Raw genomic sequence first — 17284 nt, forward strand, 5'->3', positions numbered from 1 at the left:
GAGAATATCCCGAGTGTTACCCGATCGAGACCTCACGTGATCGGCTCCGGTCTCCGGTGACGCACCTGACCGTCAAATAACTGGTACCGACGTACCACTCTGCGGCATACTGGTACGCGTGTCCCACTCTGAAGGTCGTACGTCTCTGGCCGACTACCGCAGCGCGCTGACGACCCGCGCCGCCCGGTGGCCTGCCATCGCGTCCGTGCTCGCCCGCCTGCCGATCGCCATGATCGGCATCTCCGCGCTGCTCTACGTCCAGCGCGAGACCGGGTCCTTCGCCGCCGCCGGGCTGGTCTCGGCCGGCTCCCTCGTCGGCGTCTCGGTGGGCGCGGTGATCCAGGGCAGGCTGATCGACCGGTTCGGCCCGACGCGGCCGCTGCTCGTCGTGGCGGTCACCCTGGCGCTGTCGATGACGGCGCTGGTGACCTCGATCGAGTCGCACGCGCCGACCGCGGTGATGGTCGCGCTGGGCGCGGTCACCGGGCTGTCGGAGCCGATGGTCGGATCGGCGTCCCGCGCGCTGTGGGCCCGGTTGCTCCCTCCGGGCGGCCCGCGCAACGCGGCGTTCTCGTACGAGGCGATCAGCATGGAGGTGTTCTTCATCCTCGGTCCCGGCCTGGCCGGGCTGCTGGTACTGGCGCCGTGGGCGGGGACCGGCCTGGTGCTGGGCGTCGCGCTGCAGTTCACCGGCGCGGTGCTGTTCGCGCTGAGCCCGGCGGTGCGGGCGTGGCGGGCTTCGCCGAGTTCGTCCGGCTCGCTGCTGGGCGCGCTGGCGAGCCCGGGCATGCGGACCCTGGCGCTGGCCGCGCTCGGCTTCGGCATGGTGATCGGGTTCGTCGAGGTCGCGGTCCCGGCGTCGGCGACCGAGGCGGGCTCTCCGTCGTTCGGCGGGCTGCTGCTTTCGGCGTGGTCCCTGAGCTCGGTGGCTTTCGGCGTGGCGTACAGCCTGCGCCCGTGGCCCCGCCGGATGGGCCTGCGGTTGCCGGCCCTGCTCGGCGCGTTCGGGGCGCTGGTGGCGCTGCTCGCGTGGCCCTCGTCGCTGTGGGGCCTGGCGCTGATGATGCTGCTGGCCGGCGCGTTGATCACGCCCCAGTCGACGGCGCACTCGTCGGCGATCGAGCTGGTGGCGCCGTCGGGGACCGCGGCGGAGGCGTTCGGCTGGGTGCTCACGGCGGTGACGCTGGGGCTGGCCGCGGGCCAGTCGGTGAGCGGCCACATCGTGGAGCACGCCGGGCCGTCGGCAGCGTTCCTGGCGGCGAGCGTGGCCGGGTTGGTGCTCGCGGTGGTGGTGTGGCTGCTGCGGGGGACGGTCCGGGCGCCTCGGCAGGCTTCGGCGGTCGCGGAGCTGGTCGGGGCCGGCCGGTAGGTCGATCCGCGACCGTTGCTGGTTGGCGGGCCTCCGTTAGTCGGCACCCGCCGGTAGCTCGACCATGGGCGCAACGTCGGCCGATCGAGGGGCCTCTCCTGGTCGGCCCATCCCGCCGAGCAGCCCCCGCCGGCGGCGGGCCGACCCGCTCCGCCTCGGTCCCGCCGGCGGCCTGCCGCCGTCTGGACGCGCTCGCGTTGTGCGCATCTTCCCTGGTCAGCGGGCTCTCACGCCGTTTTTGTCGGTGCTCGCCGCTAGCTTGCGGGGCATGGACGTCACCGCGCCTGCCCACCGCCTGTCGGCGGCCGTTTCTGCTGCTTCGCGGCTGCTGCCCGGCCGCGTCGGGCTGCGGTTGCGGGCGGGTGCGGCCGGGCTGACCGTTGCCGGGAGCGATTCGGATCTCGCCGTCCGGTTCGACTGCCCGGCCACCACCCACACCGATGGCGCGGTCGCCGTCCCGGCGGCGCCCCTCGCCGAGACGCTGAAGATGCTCGACACCGACCTGGTGCGCCTGGTCGTCGAAGGCAGCCGCCTGGCGCTGCGGCTCGACAACGCCCGGTTCGCGCTCCCCCTCCTGTCCACCGAGGCCGACCGGCCGGCTCCCGAACCGCCGCAAGTGTCCGAAGTGGACGGAGGAGCGTTCGCGTCGGCGCTGCGGATCGTCGCGGGCACGGCGTCGAAGGACGACCCGCTGCCGTTGTTCACCGGCGTCCGCGTGCAGGCGGCCGACCACCTCACGCTGACGGCGTCCGACCGCTACCGGATGGCGGTGGCCCGCCTGCCGCTGCGCACGCCGGGCTCGCTCGACGTTCTGGTCCCGGCCACCCTGCTGACCGAGGCCGCTCGCCAGGCGAAGGGCGTCGTCGGCCTGCACGCGGGCCCGGGCCGGTTCGGCCTGAGCTGGCAAGGCGGCCTGGTCGGCACCGCGGTCCTCGACGCGGGGTTCCTGTCCGAGGACTCGATCCCGTCGGCCGCGGTCGACACCACGGTGACCCTGGACGCGGACGCACTGGCGGCCGCGGTCCGCCGCGTCGGGGTGTACGCCGAGGACCGCCGCGTCCTGACCCTGGAGGTCGGCGACGCGCAGGTCCGCCTGGCGAGCGCCCGCCAGGACACGGGCGAGGCGGAGGAGACGCTGAAGGCGGACGTCGGCGGCGGCCGGACGTCCCCGTCGTTCCAGGCGAGGTACCTGCTGGACGCGCTGCAGGCGTTCGCCGGCGAGCGCGTGGTGCTGTCGATCCAGCCGGGGATGCGGGCGTGCATCCTGCGGGCCGCGGAGCCTGGGGAGGTGGAGCTGACGTACTACCTGATGCCGATGCTGGCCCGCTAAGGCACGACGGTGCCGAAGCATTTCGACGTCCGGATCATCGGTGCTGTCTCCACCTGCTGGACTCCCGCCAACCCGCCCAGGTCGTCCGCCAAATCGATCGTCGGTGGCCAAGGCCTTTGCCGATCTGGCGAAGCGCGGAAGCTGGTCGAGGAGCACGTCCCGGCCACGACCCACCGGACCGGCTTCTGTGTACTTCGAGGAGGCATGATGATCGTCGAAACCACGACCGGCCGGGTGCGCGGCACTGAAGGCACCTTCTACGGAATCCCTTACGCCACAGCGAAACGACTGGAAAGCCCGGTAAAGCCGAAGCCGTGGACCGGCGTCCGGGACGCGCTGGAACCCGGTCCCGCGGCGCCGCAACCGCCGTCGCGGCTGGAGCATGCCCTCGGGCCGATGCCCCTGCCGCAGAGCGAGGACTGCCTGTCGCTCAACGTCTTCACGCCGTCGACCGCCGGGAGCCGCCCCGTGCTGGTGTGGATCCACGGCGGCGGGTTCTCCAGCGGTTGCGGCGGTCAGGTCTGGTACACCGGCACGCGCCTGGCGCGCGAGGCCGACGTCGTCGTCGTGACGCTCAACTACCGCCTCGGCGCCCTCGGCTTCCTGAGCGCACCAGGGGTCCCGCCCAACCTCGGCCTCGCCGACCAGCTCGCCGCCCTCGAATGGGTCCGCGACACCATCGCCGCGTTCGGTGGCAATCCCGCCGACGTCACCCTCGGCGGGCAGTCGGCCGGCGCGCATTCGACGCTCGCCCTCTGGTCGGCACCGCGTGCCCGGGGCCTCGTCAAGCGGATCGCCCTGCAGAGCGCACCCGTCGGCATGCGACCGTCCATACGGGACGAAGCCGAGCAAAACGCGCTGCTGCTACAACAAGAACTCGGCGAAGACATCCGCACGGCGCCGACGGCGCGACTCCTCGAAGCCCAGCTCAGGGTGGCGGCCAAGACCGCGAAGCCCGGCTCTCTCGAACCGCCGTTCCAGCTCGTCGCCGACGACGACCTCGTCGCGAAGGACCTCATCGAAGCGGCACCCGAAGGCCCGGCGCTCATCAGCTGGACGAAAGACGAGCTACGCGCCTTCGTCCCCGACGCGCCCCAAGAAACCGTCGATGCCGCGAACAGCGTCTTCGTCAGCGACAAGCTGGCCGAGAAGCTCGACGCCTTCGTCTACCGCTTCGACTGGGCAGCGCCGGGAAACCCCTTCAGGGCCTGCCACTGCATCGACCTCCCGTTCCTCTTCGGCACCCACGACGTCTGGGACGCGCCGATGCTCGAAGGCGCGCCGAAGGGCCTCGAAACCGAACCCGGCCTTCGCGAAGTCTGGGCCGCCTTCCTGCACGGAAAGCGGCCCAGCCCGACATGGGAGGCGATCAGGCCGATGCGGCCTTGACCGCGGCCTCGACCTCGGCGAAGGAGGGGTTGACCATGGCGGTCGACCCGACGATCACGGTCGGGACCGTCTCGTTCCCGTTCGCGACCTCGCGCACGCGCGCGGCCGCGGACGGGTCCTCCCAGATGTTGATCTTCCGGACGTTGAAGCCGCTCTTCGACATCGGCCGGTCGAGCGCGGCACAGAACCCGCAGCCCGGCCGCCAGTAGAACTCGACCTCGACGTTGCTCATCCCTGTTCCTCCGACCGCAAGTAGTCCAGCTGCGCCTGCACGCTCAGTTCGGCCGGCGCCCACAGCGCCCGGTCGACGTCGGCGTACACGACCTCGACGACCTGACGCGGGGTGGCGTCCGCACCGAGCACCTTCAGAGCCGAACGCACCTGGCCGAGCCGCTGTTCCCGGTGGGCAAGGTACTCGCGGGCGGTCGAGGCCAGATCGGAGAGCTCCGGACCGTGCCCCGGCAGGCCGAGCGTGCCCGCCGGGAGCTCGATCAGCTTCCGCAGGGAGCGCAGGTAGTCACCCAGGTCGTGCAGCACGGTGGTGCCGCGGCCGAGGACGGTGTCGCCGGTCAGGACCTGGCCGTCGAGCACGAGCGACACCGAGTCGCCGGTGTGCCCGGGCGTGTGCAGGACGCGGATCGACAGCCCTCCGGCGGCGATCTCTTCTCCGTCCGCGAAGGCCTCGGCGGACAGGCACAGCGACGGGTCGAAGGCCCGCACCGGCGCGCCGACGCGCTCGGCGAGCCACGGCGCGCCCTCGGCGTGGTCCGGGTGGAAGTGCGTCAGCAGGATCAGCTCGACCTCGCCGACCGCGGCCAGCAGCTCGAGGTGCTCGAGGTCGCGGTAGCCGGGGTCGACGACGACCGCCGGGGTCGACGGCGTCGCCCGCAGCACCCAGCTGTTGGTGCCTTCGAGCGTCATCGACGACGGGTTGTTCTCCAGCAGCACCGACGCCGTCGCGGACACCTGGCGCAGCACGCCGTACGCGGGGGCGCTCATCGCCGCTCCAGCACGACGCGGACGTGGCCGTTCTCGCGGATCAGCGTCGGCGCGATCCGGACGATCTCGCGCTGCTCATTCAGGATGTCGTCGGCGGTCGCGAACTTCGCCAGCTCGCTCAGCGTCAGCCAGGTCGGCGGCATCAGCATCCGGCGGCCTTCCCGCGCGTCCGCGATGGCGTCCTCGGGAAGCTGCCAGCCGGAGCTCGACGCCTCCGACGTCGCGCCGTCCGCTTCCTGGCCTTCGGGTAGCTTCGCGACGTAGAACCGGGTGTCGTAGCGGCGCGGCTCCTGTTCGGGCGTGATCCAGTGCGCCCACGGGCGCAGCAGGTCGGCCCGCAGCGTCAGCCCGGCGTCGGCGAGGAACGCGGCGAGCGAGACTTCGCGCGTCTCCAGGGCCTGGCGGGCGGCCGCGTACGTCGTGACGTCGGTGAGCACCTCGTCCGCGCTGCCCGCGAGCAGCACGCCGGACTCCTCGAACGTCTCGCGCACCGCCGCGCAGGTCAACGCCCGGGCCAGGGCGTCGTCGCACCCGAACCGCGATGCCCACCACGACGGCTCCGGACCGGCCCACGCCACCGAGGCGTCGGCGTCGCGCTTGTCGACCCCGCCGCCCGGGAAGACGGTCATCCCGCCCGCGAACGGCATGCCCTTGACCCGGTGCTGCAGGAAGACTTCGACGCCGTCGGCGCCGTCCCGGACCAGGATCACGGTGGCCGCGTCCTTCGGCGTCACCGGGGGGCCGTCCGTGTTGGCCCGCGTCGCGACGCCGGCCCCTACCGGGATGTCGAAGACGAACTCCGTTGGCTGCTCCACCCGGGCAACATACCGCCGGACCCCGACGGTCCGTCGCGCAGTTGTGGCACGCCGGACACGGCGAAGGCGGAGCTTTCACCTGAAAGCTCCGCCTTCGCCGAATGAAGACGAACCTAGGGTGCGGTCCAGCCGCGCTGCTCGCCGCCGGAGCGGGAAGCGCCGTTGAGCCGCATCTTCGCCGCCTCGGCGCGCTCGCGCTCGGCCAGCTCGGCGTGCAGCTCACGCAGCAGTGCCCGGTCGCGCTCGCTCAGGCTCGGGTCGTCCAGGTCCAGCGCCGGCAGCTCGACGACCTCGTGCATCGACGGCTTGCCGATGGCGATCTCGCGGCCCTTCTCCGGGTCCTCGGCCAGCGCCTGCCGCAGCTGCGCGACCTCGGCCGGGGTCAGGTCGGCGGTGCGCTCGGCCCGCGTCTCGGACCGCTCGGAAGACCGCTCCGACCGCGACTGGCGCGGCGGCTCCGGGACGGGCGGCGGCGACACGATCGGCACCACCGGGGCGACGGGCTCCGGCGAGGTCGTCGTGGCGGCGCTCGACCGCATGCTGTGCCGGCTGCCCGAGGACTCCGCGACCGGTTCCGGCGCCACCGCCGCCGGCGTCTTGACCGGCTCGGGCCGGTAGACCGACGCGGTCGACGTCGTGCTCCCGGTCACCCAGGCCGGCGACGCGGCCGCCGAAGCGGCCTGGTGGTACTCGGAGTGCGCGACGCCGGGGCCGCTGACCTCGACGACGGAGTGGATCCCGGCCCGGCGCAGCGCCGTGTCGACCCGGAACGCGACGGCCGGCGGGTTGCCCTCCGGCCCCAGCTCGACGAGCACCACGCGCTGCGGCAGCGCGCCCGGCACGCTGCCGGCCGGCGTGTTGCGCCACACCGCGTGCACCGAGCGGACGTCCGGCAGCACCTGCAGGGTCCGGTCGAGCGCCTCGGCGATGCCGAACTCCGGGGAGTTCTCGCCGCTGAACCGGTGCGTGCTGACCGGCTCGGCCTCGTCGACCAGCAGGTCGTTCGCCAGCGTGGCGTCCGACCGGCTCATCTCGAGCACCAGCGCCAGCTCCCGCTGCTCGGCGGAGCTGACCGGGATCCGGCCCGCGATGAGCGTGCCGGTGGTCAGCTCGACCGCCTCGTCGATGTGCGCACGGGCGATCAGCTCACGCGCCTCGGTGAGCGCGCTGTCGTCGATCCGGCCCGCCAGGGCCAGTAACAGGTTGTGCAGGCGCAGGGGCACCGAGAACCCGTCCATGGGCGGGCCGTCGTGGACCTCCACCATTGCCTTGCTCCCTCCCAGCTCGCTGGCGGGCGAGCGCTATGCGGCTACTAGCCGGGTCCCGGTCACCGCGCCCACGCAGACCAGCTCTGAGTCGGCCAGCGCGGCCCGGTGGTACCCCGGCAGGTCGAAGCGCGGCGGAATGACCTCGACGCTGGGCTCTTCGTCGCCCAGAACGCGCAGCACCCGCTGCAGTTCGCCGGTCAACCTCGGCAGACCGTTCAGCGCGGTGATCAGCAGCACGCGTTTGGCCGTGCCCTGCCCGACCACACCGACGTGTCGCCAGCTTTGCCGCACTTCCCCCACGTCCGGGCGTCCTCGCAACGTTGCGTGGATCAACACGGACACGGAGTCGACCGAGTTAACCCATTCGGGCGCACTCGACGTGAATGTGTACCGGTTCTCGGTGACGTCGTCTACCCCCAGCGTCGAACTGACCTGGTGCCAGTCGGCGCCGTGCGGGATGAGCCCGGCCACGAGCAGGCGGTACTCCGTCTGGTCGAGGTCAATCCTGTGCTTAAGCAAAGACCTCGGCAGCGTCCGGGCGAGCGTGCCCATGGCGCCCTCGCCGAGCCAGTCCCGGAACCGCCACAGCAGCTGGTCGGGCAGCCGCCCGGCCAGCCGGAGCAGCAGCTCGTGAGTGGACTGCTCGATGTCCGGATCCATCACTGCACCTCCACGATCAGTTCGACCTCCACCGGCGAGCCGATGGGCAGCTCCGCCACGCCGACGGCCGAGCGGGCGTGGATGCCCGCGTCGCCGAAGACCTCGCCGAGGAGCTCGGACGCGCCGTTGACGACCGCGGGCTGGCCGGTGAAGCCCTCCGCGGAAGCCACGAAGCCGACAACCTTGACGATCCGCGCGACGTTGTCAATGCCGACCAGCGCGTGCACGGCCGCGAGCGCGTTGAGCGCCGACGTGCGGGCGTGGCCCTTCGCCTCCTCGGGGCTGATCTCCGCGCCGACCTTGCCGGTCGCGGCGAGGACGCCGTCGACGAAGGGCAGCTGGCCCGAGGTGTAGACGTGCTTCCCGCTCTGGACGGCGGGCACGTAGGCGGCCAGCGGGGCGGCCACGCCGGGCAGCTCGATGCCGAGCTCCTTCAGCCGTTCGCTCCAGCTCACGGGGTCAGCCCTTCGGACGCTTGAGGTACGCGACGTGCTGCTCGCCCGTCGGGTTCGGCAGCACGGTGACCAGTTCCCAGCCGTCCTCGCCCCACTGGTCGAGGATCTGCTTCGTCGCGTGGATCAGCAGAGGGACGGTCGCGTACTCCCACTTGGTGGCGCTCATGAACCGGGAGCGTAGCCAAGCGGGCAAGACCGCCGGGGGCCGCCGCCGGAAATCCGCGCGCGACGCGCCGTGCTGTGTTCCATCTCACGCCGCTAGCGTGGGCTCGTGGAAACGTGGCGCGTGATCGCGGCGGCCCTGCTCGCGGCGGCCGGGCTGCCCCTGGTGCTCGTCGTGATGGCGAAAGTGCGCGACCGGACGCAAAGCTCCGGCCAGGTCGTCCTCGGCGGGGTGATCACCTTCACGCTGCTGGTCGTCCTCGGTGTGCTCATCCTCACCGTGCTGCCCGGGCTCGTCGCCTGGGTGCTCGTCGCGGCGGTCGCGGCTGCGGTCAGCGTCATGCTGCTGGCCAGCTGAGCGCTGATTTAGGGTGAAGTGGTGACCACTTCCCATGCCGGCTGGACCGACGAGCTTGCCCGCGCCCGGCTGCACTTCGTCACCGGCAAGGGCGGGACCGGCAAGACGACGCTCGCCGCGGCGCTCGGGCTCGCGCTCGCCCGCGAAGGCCGGCGCGTGCTGCTCATCGAGGTCGAGGGCCGCCAGGGCATCGCCCAGCTCTTCGACACCGAGCCGCTGCCCTACGCCGAGCAGCGCATCGCCGCCGTCCCCGGCGGGGGCGAGCTGCGCGCGCTGCACATCGACGTCGAAGCCGCGCTGCTCGAGTACTTCGAGATGTTCTACAACCTGGGCTTCGCCGGCCGGACGCTGCGGCGGATGGGCGCGATCGAGTTCGCGACCACGCTCGCCCCGGGCCTGCGGGACGTCCTGCTCACCGGGAAGATCAAGGAGTGCGTCGGGCGCACCGAGTCCGACGGGCGGCACACCTACGACGCCGTCGTCGTCGACTCGCCGCCGACCGGCCGGGTCGTCAAGTTCCTCGACGTCACCAAGGCCCTGACCGACCTCGCGAAGACCGGCCCGATCCGCGGCCAGGCCGACGGCGTCGTCAAGCTGCTGCACTCCGGCGAGACGGTGATCCACCTGGCCACGCTGCTGGAGGAGATGCCGGTCCGCGAGACCGTCGAAGCCGTCGCCGAGCTGGACGGCGCCGACCTGCGCCCGGGTGCGGTGCTCGTCAACCGGGTCAGACCGCCGCGGCTGCCCGCGCGCTCGGTGACCGCCGCCGCGGACGGGCGCGTGGACGCCTCCCGCGTCCGCACCGGGCTCGCGTCGGCCGGGCTGAAGCTGCCGGAAGACACCCTGGACGCGCTCGTCGAGGAAACCGTCGAGCACGCCGTGCGGGTCGCCGCCGAGCAGCGGGCGCGCGAGCAGCTCGCCGAAGCCGACCTGCCGACGCTCGAGCTGCCGGACCTCACCGACGGCGTCGACGTCGCGGCCCTCTACGACCTGGCCGAGGCCCTGACCGACCAGGGGGTGCGGGTGTGACCACCATCGACATCGACGCGCTGCTCGACGCTCCCGAGAGCCGCGTGATCGTCTGCTGCGGCTCCGGCGGCGTCGGCAAGACGACCACCGCCGCGGCGCTGGCCCTGCGCGCGGCCGAGCGCGGCCGCCAGACCGTCGTGCTGACGATCGACCCCGCGCGGCGCCTGGCGCAGGCGCTCGGGCTGCGCGAGCTCGGCAACCACCCGAAGCAGGTGAAGGTCGAAGGGTTCGAGCCCAAGGGCGAGCTGTGGGCGATGATGCTGGACATGCGTCGCACCTTCGACGACATGGTGCGCGTGCACGCCGGCCCGGAGCGGGCCGAGCAGCTGCTGCAGAACCCCTTCTACCAGACCATTTCCACGTCGTTCTCCGGCACGCAGGAGTACATGGCGATGGAGAAGCTTGGCCAGCTCGCGGCCAGCGGCGACTGGGACCTGATCATCGTCGACACCCCGCCGAGCCGGTCCGCTTTGGACTTCCTGGACGCGCCGACGCGGCTGTCGTCCGCTTTGGACGGCCGGATGATCCGGCTGCTGACCGGCCCGGCGAAGGCCGGCGGCTGGGGTCTGCGCAAGGTCGTCAACGCGGGCTTCTCGATGTTCGCGAAGGCGGTCTCGACGATCATCGGCGGCCAGCTGCTGACCGACGCGTCGGCGTTCATGCAGGCGTTCGACAGCATGTTCGGCGGCTTCCGCGAGCGCGCCCGCAAGACGGCGGAGCTGCTGCGCTCGTCGGGGACGTCGTTCCTGGTGGTGGCGGCCCCGGAGCCGGACGCGCTGCGCGAGGCGTCCTACTTCGTCGAGCGGCTGTCGTCGGAGTCGATGCCGCTGGCCGGGCTGATCGCGAACCGGACGCACCCGGTGCTGGCGAAGCTGTCCGGCTCCGAGGCGCGCACGGCGGCGGACTCCCTGCAGGGCGCGCCCCTGGCCGAAGCGGTGCTGCGCCTGCACGCGGACCGCGTCGACCTGGCAGCGCGCGAGGAAAGGCTGCTGGCGCGGTTCACCCGGGCGCACCCCGAGGTGGCGCTGGCCCGGGTGCCCGCGCTGGCCGGCGACGTGCACGACCTGGAAGGCCTGCGCGCCATCGGCGTGAAGCTCGCCGGCTGACCCGCCCGCCCACCCGTCGTGAGTGAGAAACAGGGTTAGAACACTGTTTCTCACTCACGACCGGTGCGGCAGAAAGCTCAGCCGACTTCGACCCGCTCTTCCGCGTCCCTCTTGGCCGCGTCGAGCAGGTCCGCCCAGCTCTCCACGTCGGGGCGGCGGCGCAGCAACGCCCGCCGCTCCCGCTCGGTCATGCCTCCCCACACGCCGAAGTTGATCCGGCCGTCGAGCGCTTCGGCGAGGCATTCCGTCCGGACCGGGCAGCCCATGCAGACCGCCTTGGCCCGGTTCTGCTCCGCGCCCCGGACGAACAACCCGTCCGGGTCGGCGTCCCGGCAGGACGCGTTCATTCGCCAGCTCGACTGGTTGGTTTCCATACCCCCAGCTCCCTACCCTGGTGATCGACGCACCAGCGGGGAAAGGCACTGCGCTCCTTGCCCCCGCGAGCGTGTCTCCCTCTGCTCACGTCGGTTCCGGGCACCTCCCCGGTGCCGGTGCCGCCGCATCGACCAGACGAGCTCCCACTCGTGTTGGTCCATCCGACGGCTTGTCTTCGTGAGACGTTGACGGACTGTAGGGGCCCTCGGTTCCCCCCGTCGAGACCTAGAATGCCTTCCGTTACCAGATGTCACCGAAGGGGGTCGGTTTTGTCACTGATTTCACACCTCCGGAGACACGGCGTCACCGGCGTCTGACTCACTCCGGGTAGCCTGGCCCTCGTGCGAAAAGCGGATGGTTTGTTCAAGCTCATCGGCCTCTGTCTGCTCGCGGGGGTGCTCGTCGCCGGCATGCTCTTCCCGATCGTGGGGGCTGCCGGTGTCATGTCCAACCAGGCCAGCGAGACGGTGGAGAAGACGTCCTCGGACCTCGCCGACATCCCGCCGCCGCTGGTCACGACGGTCACCGACAGCACCGGCAAGCCGATCGCGACCCTGTACGACCAGTACCGCCTGCCGATCACCCCGGACCAGATCAACGAGGCCATGAAGTGGGCCCTGGTCTCGGTCGAGGACAAGCGGTTCTACGAGCACCACGGCGTCGACTGGCAGGGCACGCTGCGCGCGGCCGTCAGCAACACGACGGGCGCGGACACGCAGGGCGCGTCGACGCTGACCCAGCAGTACACCAAGAACTACCTGATCAACGTCGTCTACCGGAACGACCCGATCGGCCAGAAGAAGGCGCAGGAGCAGTCGGTCGCCCGCAAGCTCAAGGAAGCGCGGATCGCGATCCAGCTCGAGACCAAGCTGTCCAAGCAGCAGATCCTCGCCGGCTACCTGAACATCGTCGAGTTCTCCCGGCAGATCTACGGCATCGGGGCCGCCGCGCACGCGTACTTCAACACCACCCCGGAGAAGCTGACGGTGCCGCAGGCGGCGTTGCTGGCCGGGCTGGTGAACAACCCGATCAACAACGACCCGTGGAAGCACGCCGACAAGGCCACCGCGCGCCGCAACCTCGTCCTCGACCGGATGGTGGAGAACAAGAAGCTGGCCAAGGCCGACGCGGACCGCTTCAAGGGCGAGCCGCTGGGCGTGGTGCCGGACTTCCCGGCCAAGCCCGCGGCCAACTGCATCGGCGCCGGCCCGGAGTCCGGGTTCTTCTGCCAGTACGTCGAGGACTACCTGATCAAGGCCGGCATGACGAAGGACCAGCTCTACACCGGCGGCTACACGATCAAGACGACGCTGGACGAGCGCGCCAACCACGAGGCGAAGGTCTCGGCCGAAGCGCAGGTCAAGAAGACCCAGCCGTACGTCGCCAACACGCTGTCGCTGATCAGGCCGGGCAAGGAGCGGCACGAGGTGGTCGCGCTGGCCGCGAACCGCGACTACGGCCAGAACCAGGACCAGGGCCAGACGACGTATGCGCTGCCGACCGGCGTCTACAACACCGGCGGTGCGGGGTCGACGTACAAGATCTTCACGTCGGCCGCGGCGCTCGAGAAGGGTGTGGCGGGGATCTACTCCCCGGTGCTGGTGCCCGACTCCTATACGTCGCACGTGTTCACCGGTGGCGCGAAGAGCTGCCCGCCGACCGGGCCGCCCCTGCGCTCGAACTGGTACTGCGTGGGCAACGCCGGTGACTACAGCCGGATCGCCCAGGGCGCGACCCTGCAGACGGCGCTCGCGACCTCGCCCAACACCGCGTTCGTCGAGCTCGAGGACCGGCTCGGCAGCACCGCACCCGGCATCGACATGGCCAAGCGGCTCGGCATGCGCGACACCATGGCGAGCAACATCGGCGGTGGCACGGTCGACCCGAAGGCGGACAAGCCGGAGAAGAGCCAGAGCCAGGCCGAGTACTACGGCCCGAAGGGCAGCTGGCCGGGCTTCGGCGCGTTCACCCTGGGCTTCTCCCCGCTGAGCGGCCTGGAGCTGGGCAACGTCGCGGCGACGATCCTCTCCGGCGGCGTCTGGTGCCCGCCGACGCCGATCGCCGGGGTGACCGACCGCAACGGCGCGCCGGTGCCGGTCAAGGAAGCCCCGTGCGAGCAGGCGGTGCCCGAGGGCCTGGCCAACACCCTCGCGGTCGGCATGAGCAAGGACGACCAGCCCGGCGGCACGTCGGCGACCGCGGCGGGCGCGGTCGGCTGGAACCGGCCGATCATCGGCAAGACGGGCACGACGCAGGGCAACGTCTCGGCGACGTTCGTCGGCGGTACCCCGCAGCTGGCGGGCGCGGCGATGACGTTCAAGTTCGGTGGCGGCCAGGGCGGTATCTGCGACGCGGGACCGGGCAACGTCCGGGTCTGCGGCAGCGGGAACATCTTCGGTGGCAAGGCCCCGGCCCGCACCTGGTTCGGCGCGATGAAGAACATCATGGACGCCAGTCAGCCGGTTTTGCCGTTGCCAGGACCGGATCCGCAGTACATGGGCGGCGCCGCCCGGTAACGGCCGGAAGGGGCCGCGCCGGCAACGGCCGGAAGGGGCCGCGCCGGCGCGGCCCCTTCCGGCTTGTTCCGGTCGGTTACGCCGGCAGGAAAGCCGAATCCATCGACATCAGCAATTCCGGACTGGCCCGGTCGTCGATCTCGACGTACGGTCGTTCACCCTCGTGCCGCGCCCAGAAGGTCTGGTCGCCCACCCACTCGGGATCCTCGGTCAGCGACATCGAAACCGTGATGAGCGCCGTCACCGCCGGCGCGTCCGGAACGGCGCGGACGAGGTGCAGCACCTCGCGGCTCAGCGCATAACCACGACGAAGCAGCAGCGCCGCCCGCTCCTCCCCGCGCGGAAGGTCCAGGTCGTGCACGGCACGGCCGTTCACCGCCGCTTCGTACCCGGTCAGGTCGTCGAACGCGGCGCGGTCACCCGAATACGACCGGCGCCGGGCTCCCAGGACCCACGCGCCGTCGGGCTCCCGGACCCAGCCCGCCGCCAGGACTCGGCCGGCCCCGGGCGGGAGGTCCGCCGCGGTGACGGTGTCCAGCTCCGCCCGCGCGGCCAGTTCGCGCATCGCATCGGTCATCACCAGCACGGTCATTCCCTTTTACCCGGAATACCCCAACGGTCAGTTCCCCCCTGGCATGTCGGACAGGACCTCCATGTTCCACCAGTAGTACAGCTGGTCGAGCTGGTCGGTGTTCGTGACCTTCGTGGACAGCAGGATCCCGCCCATCAGCTTCTTCGCGTCCGTCCACGCCAGCTGGGCCGGGTCGCCGAGGAAGCACGTCAAGTAGTCGCCGGGCACCGGCGCGGGCGTCTCGGCTCGGTAGTACCTGCCCCAGATCTTCGGGAACGTCAGCGGGCGGCACGCGCCCTGGGCGTCGTTGCGCGTGAGGCCCTGGCTCTTCACGATGTCCTGGAACCACTTGTCCATCGCCGCCGCGTCGGCGAACCGCAGGAACTTCGCCCCCGTCGGCTGGGGGAACACCACGTTGCCCGCCTTGACGTCCCCCACGTTCGAGTCGCCGCATTCGACGGCGGCGGCCGCTCCGGCCGGGACGGTCGCGTCTTCGCACGTTAACTGCTTGTAGACCGCGGGAAGCGCGGCGTACAGCTTCTCGTCGTGGGCCGGCTTCGTTTCCGAAGTGGACGGTGGTGCCGACGTCTTCGAGGTCGTCCCCGGCGTCGACGACGTCGGCGGGTCGACGGTCACCGGCGTCGTCGGACCGCCGGTCTGCGTCGTCTTGTCCTTCGTCACCACGTACGTGATCACCAGCGCGACCACGACGATCCCGGCGAGCACGCCGCACAGCGCGATCCACCGATTCCGCTGCGACTTCGCCGCCCGGGGCGGCTGCGGCGCGACCGGGATCGGGACCGGGGCACTCCGCGGTCCCGTCGGCGGACCCGCGTACGTCCCGGTCGGCGGCCCGCCGTAGGGCGCGGTCGGCATCGGCATGGCGCGCGGCGGGGTCATCGGCGCGGGCCGAGCCGGCGGCGGTACCGGGCCCGGCAGGGTCTTCTGCCACGTCGGCATCGGCGGCACCGGTGCGGCGAGGGCCGTCCGGACGGCGTCGGCGAAGGCCCGGGCCGTCGGGTACCGGTCGGCGGGGTACTTCGCCATCCCGCGCGCCACCACCGCGTCCAGCGCCGGCGGCAGCCCGGGCCGCTCCTGCGACGGCACCGGCGGCGGCGCGTTCAAGTGCGCGCCCATCTGCGCGGCCGCGCCTTCCGCGACGAACGGGCGCCGCCCGGTGAGGCACTCGAAGAACACGCACGCGAGCGCGTAGACGTCGACGAGCCCGGTGATCGGCGCGTCGCCGAAGCGTTCGGGCGCCATGTAGTCAAGCGTGCCGATCACGTTGCCGGTGCCGGTGATCGACGTCCCCTCGGCGGTCATCGACCGCGCGATGCCGAAGTCCACGAGGTACACGAAGTCCGCGCTCGTCACCAGCACGTTGGACGGCTTGACGTCCCGGTGCACCAGGCCGTCCTCATGGGCGGCGTCGAGCGCGCCCGCGACCTGCTCGACGATCCCGGCGGCCCGCGCGGGCTCGAGCGGGCCGTCTTCCAGGAGTTCCTTGAGGTCCTTGCCCTCGACGAGCCGCATGTCGAGGTACAGCTGCCCGTCGATTTCGCCGTACGCGTGGATCGGGATCACGTGCGGCTCCCGCAGCCGCGCGACGATCTGCGATTCGCGGCGGAACCGCGCGCGGAAAGCCTCGTCACCCGCGTTCGGCCCGGACAACAGCTTGAGCGCGACGACGCGGTCGTGCGCCGTGTCGTACGCGCGGTGGACCTCGCCCATGCCCCCTCGGCCGAGCAGGCCCTCGATCCGGTACGGCCCGAACTGCTCCATCGTTCTCCCCAACCCCCCGGTTGGAAACCCATCACACGGGCCGACGCAAATGCTAAAGGTCAGGTTCCCCGGAACGGCGGCGAGTTGACCCAACCGTTGAGCACGTATCCTGGACTCCGTGAGCACGCTCAGTAACACAAGCACGTCGGGGGCGACCGCGAAGCGCCTCGCCGCGGGGACGGTGGCGCTCGGCGTCGCGACCCTCGGTTACGCCGTCGGCATCGAACGGCGCCACTGGACCCTGCGCACCGCCGAGCTGCCGGTGCTGGCGCCGGGGTCGCGGCCGTTCACCATCCTGCACGTCTCGGACCTGCACATGCTGCCGAGCCACCGCAGCAAGCAGCGCTGGGTCGCCGCGCTCGACGAACTGAACCCCGACCTCGTCGTCAACACCGGCGACAACCTCTCGCACCGGCAGGCCGTCCCGTCCGTGCTGCGCGCGCTGGGCCCGCTGCTCGACCGTCCCGGGGTGTTCGTCTTCGGCAGCAACGACTACTACGCGCCGAAACCCAAGAACCCGGCCCGGTACCTGATGCCGCAGGGCAAGAAGAAGCGCATCCACGGCGTCCAGCTGCCGTGGCGCGACCTGCGCGCGGCGTTCGTCGAGCACGGCTGGACCGACCTGACGCACGTCCGCCGCACGATCGAAGTCGGCGGGCAGCCGGTGTTCGCGGCCGGCGTCGACGACCCGCACCTGCGCCGCGACCGCTACGCCGACATCGCCGGCCCGGCCGACAGCGGCGCGGCGGTCCGCATCGGCGTGACGCACTCGCCCGAGCCACGAGTGCTCGACACGTTCGCCACGGACGGTTACGACCTGGTCCTGGCGGGCCACACCCACGGCGGCCAGCTCCGGCTGCCGGGTTACGGCGCTCTGGTCACGAACTGTGAGCTGGATCGCACCCGAGCCCGCGGCGCCTCGCGCTGGGGCGCGCACATGTGGCTGCACGTTTCGGCCGGCCTGGGCACGTCGCCCTGGGCGCCGGCGCGCTTCGCCTGCCCGCCCGAGGCGAGCCTGTTGACGCTGGTCCCGCGCGGATCGGGCTCGCCCAAATCACGTAAGACGGCCCCCCGGAAAGCCCGCGACACCGTCCGCTAGA

At 71.7% G+C, this 17284-nt stretch carries 18 protein-coding genes; 8 read left to right on the plus strand and 10 right to left on the minus strand.

The genetic code is table 11. The features are described from left to right. The first annotated feature begins 118 nt into the window (after positions 1 to 118). From AA23TX_RS38065 to AA23TX_RS38080, 3 genes are all read left to right on the plus strand, one after another. Positions 119 to 1369: an MFS transporter gene (locus tag AA23TX_RS38065; RefSeq protein WP_439328799.1), complete on the plus strand. Its 1251-nt coding sequence runs from the start codon at positions 119 to 121 to the stop codon at positions 1367 to 1369. Positions 1370 to 1637: 268 nt separating this feature from the next. Next, the gene (locus tag AA23TX_RS38070) at positions 1638 to 2699 is read left to right on the plus strand and encodes a DNA polymerase III subunit beta (protein WP_155547840.1); all 1062 of its coding nucleotides are present in this window, start codon (positions 1638 to 1640) and stop codon (positions 2697 to 2699) included. A gap of 207 nt (positions 2700 to 2906) precedes the next feature. Beyond that, positions 2907 to 4088, plus strand: a complete 1182-nt coding sequence (locus tag AA23TX_RS38080; protein WP_155547841.1) for a carboxylesterase family protein — start codon at positions 2907 to 2909, stop codon at positions 4086 to 4088. Here the strand turns inward: AA23TX_RS38080 and AA23TX_RS38085 are convergent. The 7 genes from AA23TX_RS38085 to sp36 form a co-directional block, all read right to left on the minus strand. Then, positions 4069 to 4320 carry a glutaredoxin family protein gene (locus AA23TX_RS38085; RefSeq protein WP_155547842.1) on the minus strand — a complete coding sequence of 84 codons (252 nt, stop codon included), beginning with the start codon at positions 4318 to 4320 and terminating at the stop codon, positions 4069 to 4071. The genes AA23TX_RS38080 and AA23TX_RS38085 overlap by 20 nt on opposite strands. Further along, a complete protein-coding gene (locus tag AA23TX_RS38090) occupies positions 4317 to 5087 on the minus strand; it encodes an MBL fold metallo-hydrolase (protein ID WP_155547843.1) in 771 nt (256 codons plus the stop codon). The genes AA23TX_RS38085 and AA23TX_RS38090 overlap by 4 nt, the downstream gene beginning before the upstream one ends. Continuing rightward, positions 5084 to 5902 carry an NUDIX hydrolase gene (locus AA23TX_RS38095; RefSeq protein ID WP_155547844.1) on the minus strand — a complete coding sequence of 273 codons (819 nt, stop codon included), beginning with the start codon at positions 5900 to 5902 and terminating at the stop codon, positions 5084 to 5086. The genes AA23TX_RS38090 and AA23TX_RS38095 overlap by 4 nt, the downstream gene beginning before the upstream one ends. Positions 5903 to 6015: 113 nt before the next feature. Then, positions 6016 to 7167, minus strand: coding sequence for a hypothetical protein (locus AA23TX_RS38100; RefSeq protein WP_155547845.1), 1152 nt, complete (start codon positions 7165 to 7167; stop codon positions 6016 to 6018). A 36-nt stretch (positions 7168 to 7203) separates the two neighbouring features. After that, positions 7204 to 7830: a hypothetical protein gene (locus AA23TX_RS38105; protein WP_155547846.1), complete on the minus strand. Its 627-nt coding sequence runs from the start codon at positions 7828 to 7830 to the stop codon at positions 7204 to 7206. Then, the gene (locus AA23TX_RS38110; protein WP_086840822.1) at positions 7830 to 8285 is read right to left on the minus strand and encodes a RidA family protein; all 456 of its coding nucleotides are present in this window, start codon (positions 8283 to 8285) and stop codon (positions 7830 to 7832) included. Before AA23TX_RS38110 ends, AA23TX_RS38105 begins: the two co-directional genes overlap by 1 nt. Before the next feature lie 4 nt (positions 8286 to 8289). Next, a complete protein-coding gene (gene sp36, locus AA23TX_RS38115; RefSeq protein ID WP_086679227.1) occupies positions 8290 to 8451 on the minus strand; it encodes a Sp36 family protein in 162 nt (53 codons plus the stop codon). A 105-nt stretch (positions 8452 to 8556) separates the two neighbouring features. Here sp36 and AA23TX_RS38120 point away from each other — a divergent pair, with 105 nt between their 5' ends. Genes AA23TX_RS38120 through bagB form a run of 3 tightly spaced genes read left to right on the plus strand, consistent with a single transcriptional unit; the run spans position 8557 to position 10940 of the window. Beyond that, on the plus strand, positions 8557 to 8805 hold the full coding sequence (locus AA23TX_RS38120) for a hypothetical protein (RefSeq protein WP_155547847.1): 249 nt from the start codon (positions 8557 to 8559) through the stop codon (positions 8803 to 8805). A 21-nt stretch (positions 8806 to 8826) separates the two neighbouring features. After that, positions 8827 to 9834 carry an ATPase BagA gene (bagA, locus tag AA23TX_RS38125; protein ID WP_155547848.1) on the plus strand — a complete coding sequence of 336 codons (1008 nt, stop codon included), beginning with the start codon at positions 8827 to 8829 and terminating at the stop codon, positions 9832 to 9834. Beyond that, on the plus strand, positions 9831 to 10940 hold the full coding sequence (bagB, locus tag AA23TX_RS38130; RefSeq protein ID WP_155547849.1) for an ATPase BagB: 1110 nt from the start codon (positions 9831 to 9833) through the stop codon (positions 10938 to 10940). The genes bagA and bagB overlap by 4 nt, the downstream gene beginning before the upstream one ends. A 77-nt stretch (positions 10941 to 11017) precedes the next feature. Here the strand turns inward: bagB and AA23TX_RS38135 are convergent, their stop codons facing one another. Beyond that, complete coding sequence (locus tag AA23TX_RS38135) at positions 11018 to 11314, minus strand: WhiB family transcriptional regulator (RefSeq protein ID WP_155547850.1); 297 nt, start codon at positions 11312 to 11314, stop codon at positions 11018 to 11020. A gap of 342 nt (positions 11315 to 11656) precedes the next feature. Here AA23TX_RS38135 and AA23TX_RS38140 point away from each other — a divergent pair, with 342 nt between their 5' ends. Beyond that, positions 11657 to 13831 carry a transglycosylase domain-containing protein gene (locus AA23TX_RS38140; RefSeq protein WP_230863012.1) on the plus strand — a complete coding sequence of 725 codons (2175 nt, stop codon included), beginning with the start codon at positions 11657 to 11659 and terminating at the stop codon, positions 13829 to 13831. Between the two features lie 76 nt (positions 13832 to 13907). Here AA23TX_RS38140 and AA23TX_RS38145 read toward each other — a convergent pair whose 3' ends face one another. Next, the gene (locus tag AA23TX_RS38145; protein ID WP_155547851.1) at positions 13908 to 14408 is read right to left on the minus strand and encodes a hypothetical protein; all 501 of its coding nucleotides are present in this window, start codon (positions 14406 to 14408) and stop codon (positions 13908 to 13910) included. 42 nt (positions 14409 to 14450) lie between these two features. Further along, the gene (locus AA23TX_RS38150) at positions 14451 to 16184 is read right to left on the minus strand and encodes a serine/threonine-protein kinase (protein WP_155547852.1); all 1734 of its coding nucleotides are present in this window, start codon (positions 16182 to 16184) and stop codon (positions 14451 to 14453) included. A gap of 118 nt (positions 16185 to 16302) precedes the next feature. Between AA23TX_RS38150 and AA23TX_RS38155 the strand changes: the two genes are divergently transcribed. Beyond that, on the plus strand, positions 16303 to 17283 hold the full coding sequence (locus AA23TX_RS38155; RefSeq protein ID WP_196425766.1) for a metallophosphoesterase: 981 nt from the start codon (positions 16303 to 16305) through the stop codon (positions 17281 to 17283). Position 17284: the final 1 nt, after the last annotated feature.

It is taken from the genome of Amycolatopsis camponoti (assembly GCF_902497555.1).
GTDB classification, from domain to species: Bacteria; Actinomycetota; Actinomycetes; order Mycobacteriales; family Pseudonocardiaceae; genus Amycolatopsis; species Amycolatopsis camponoti.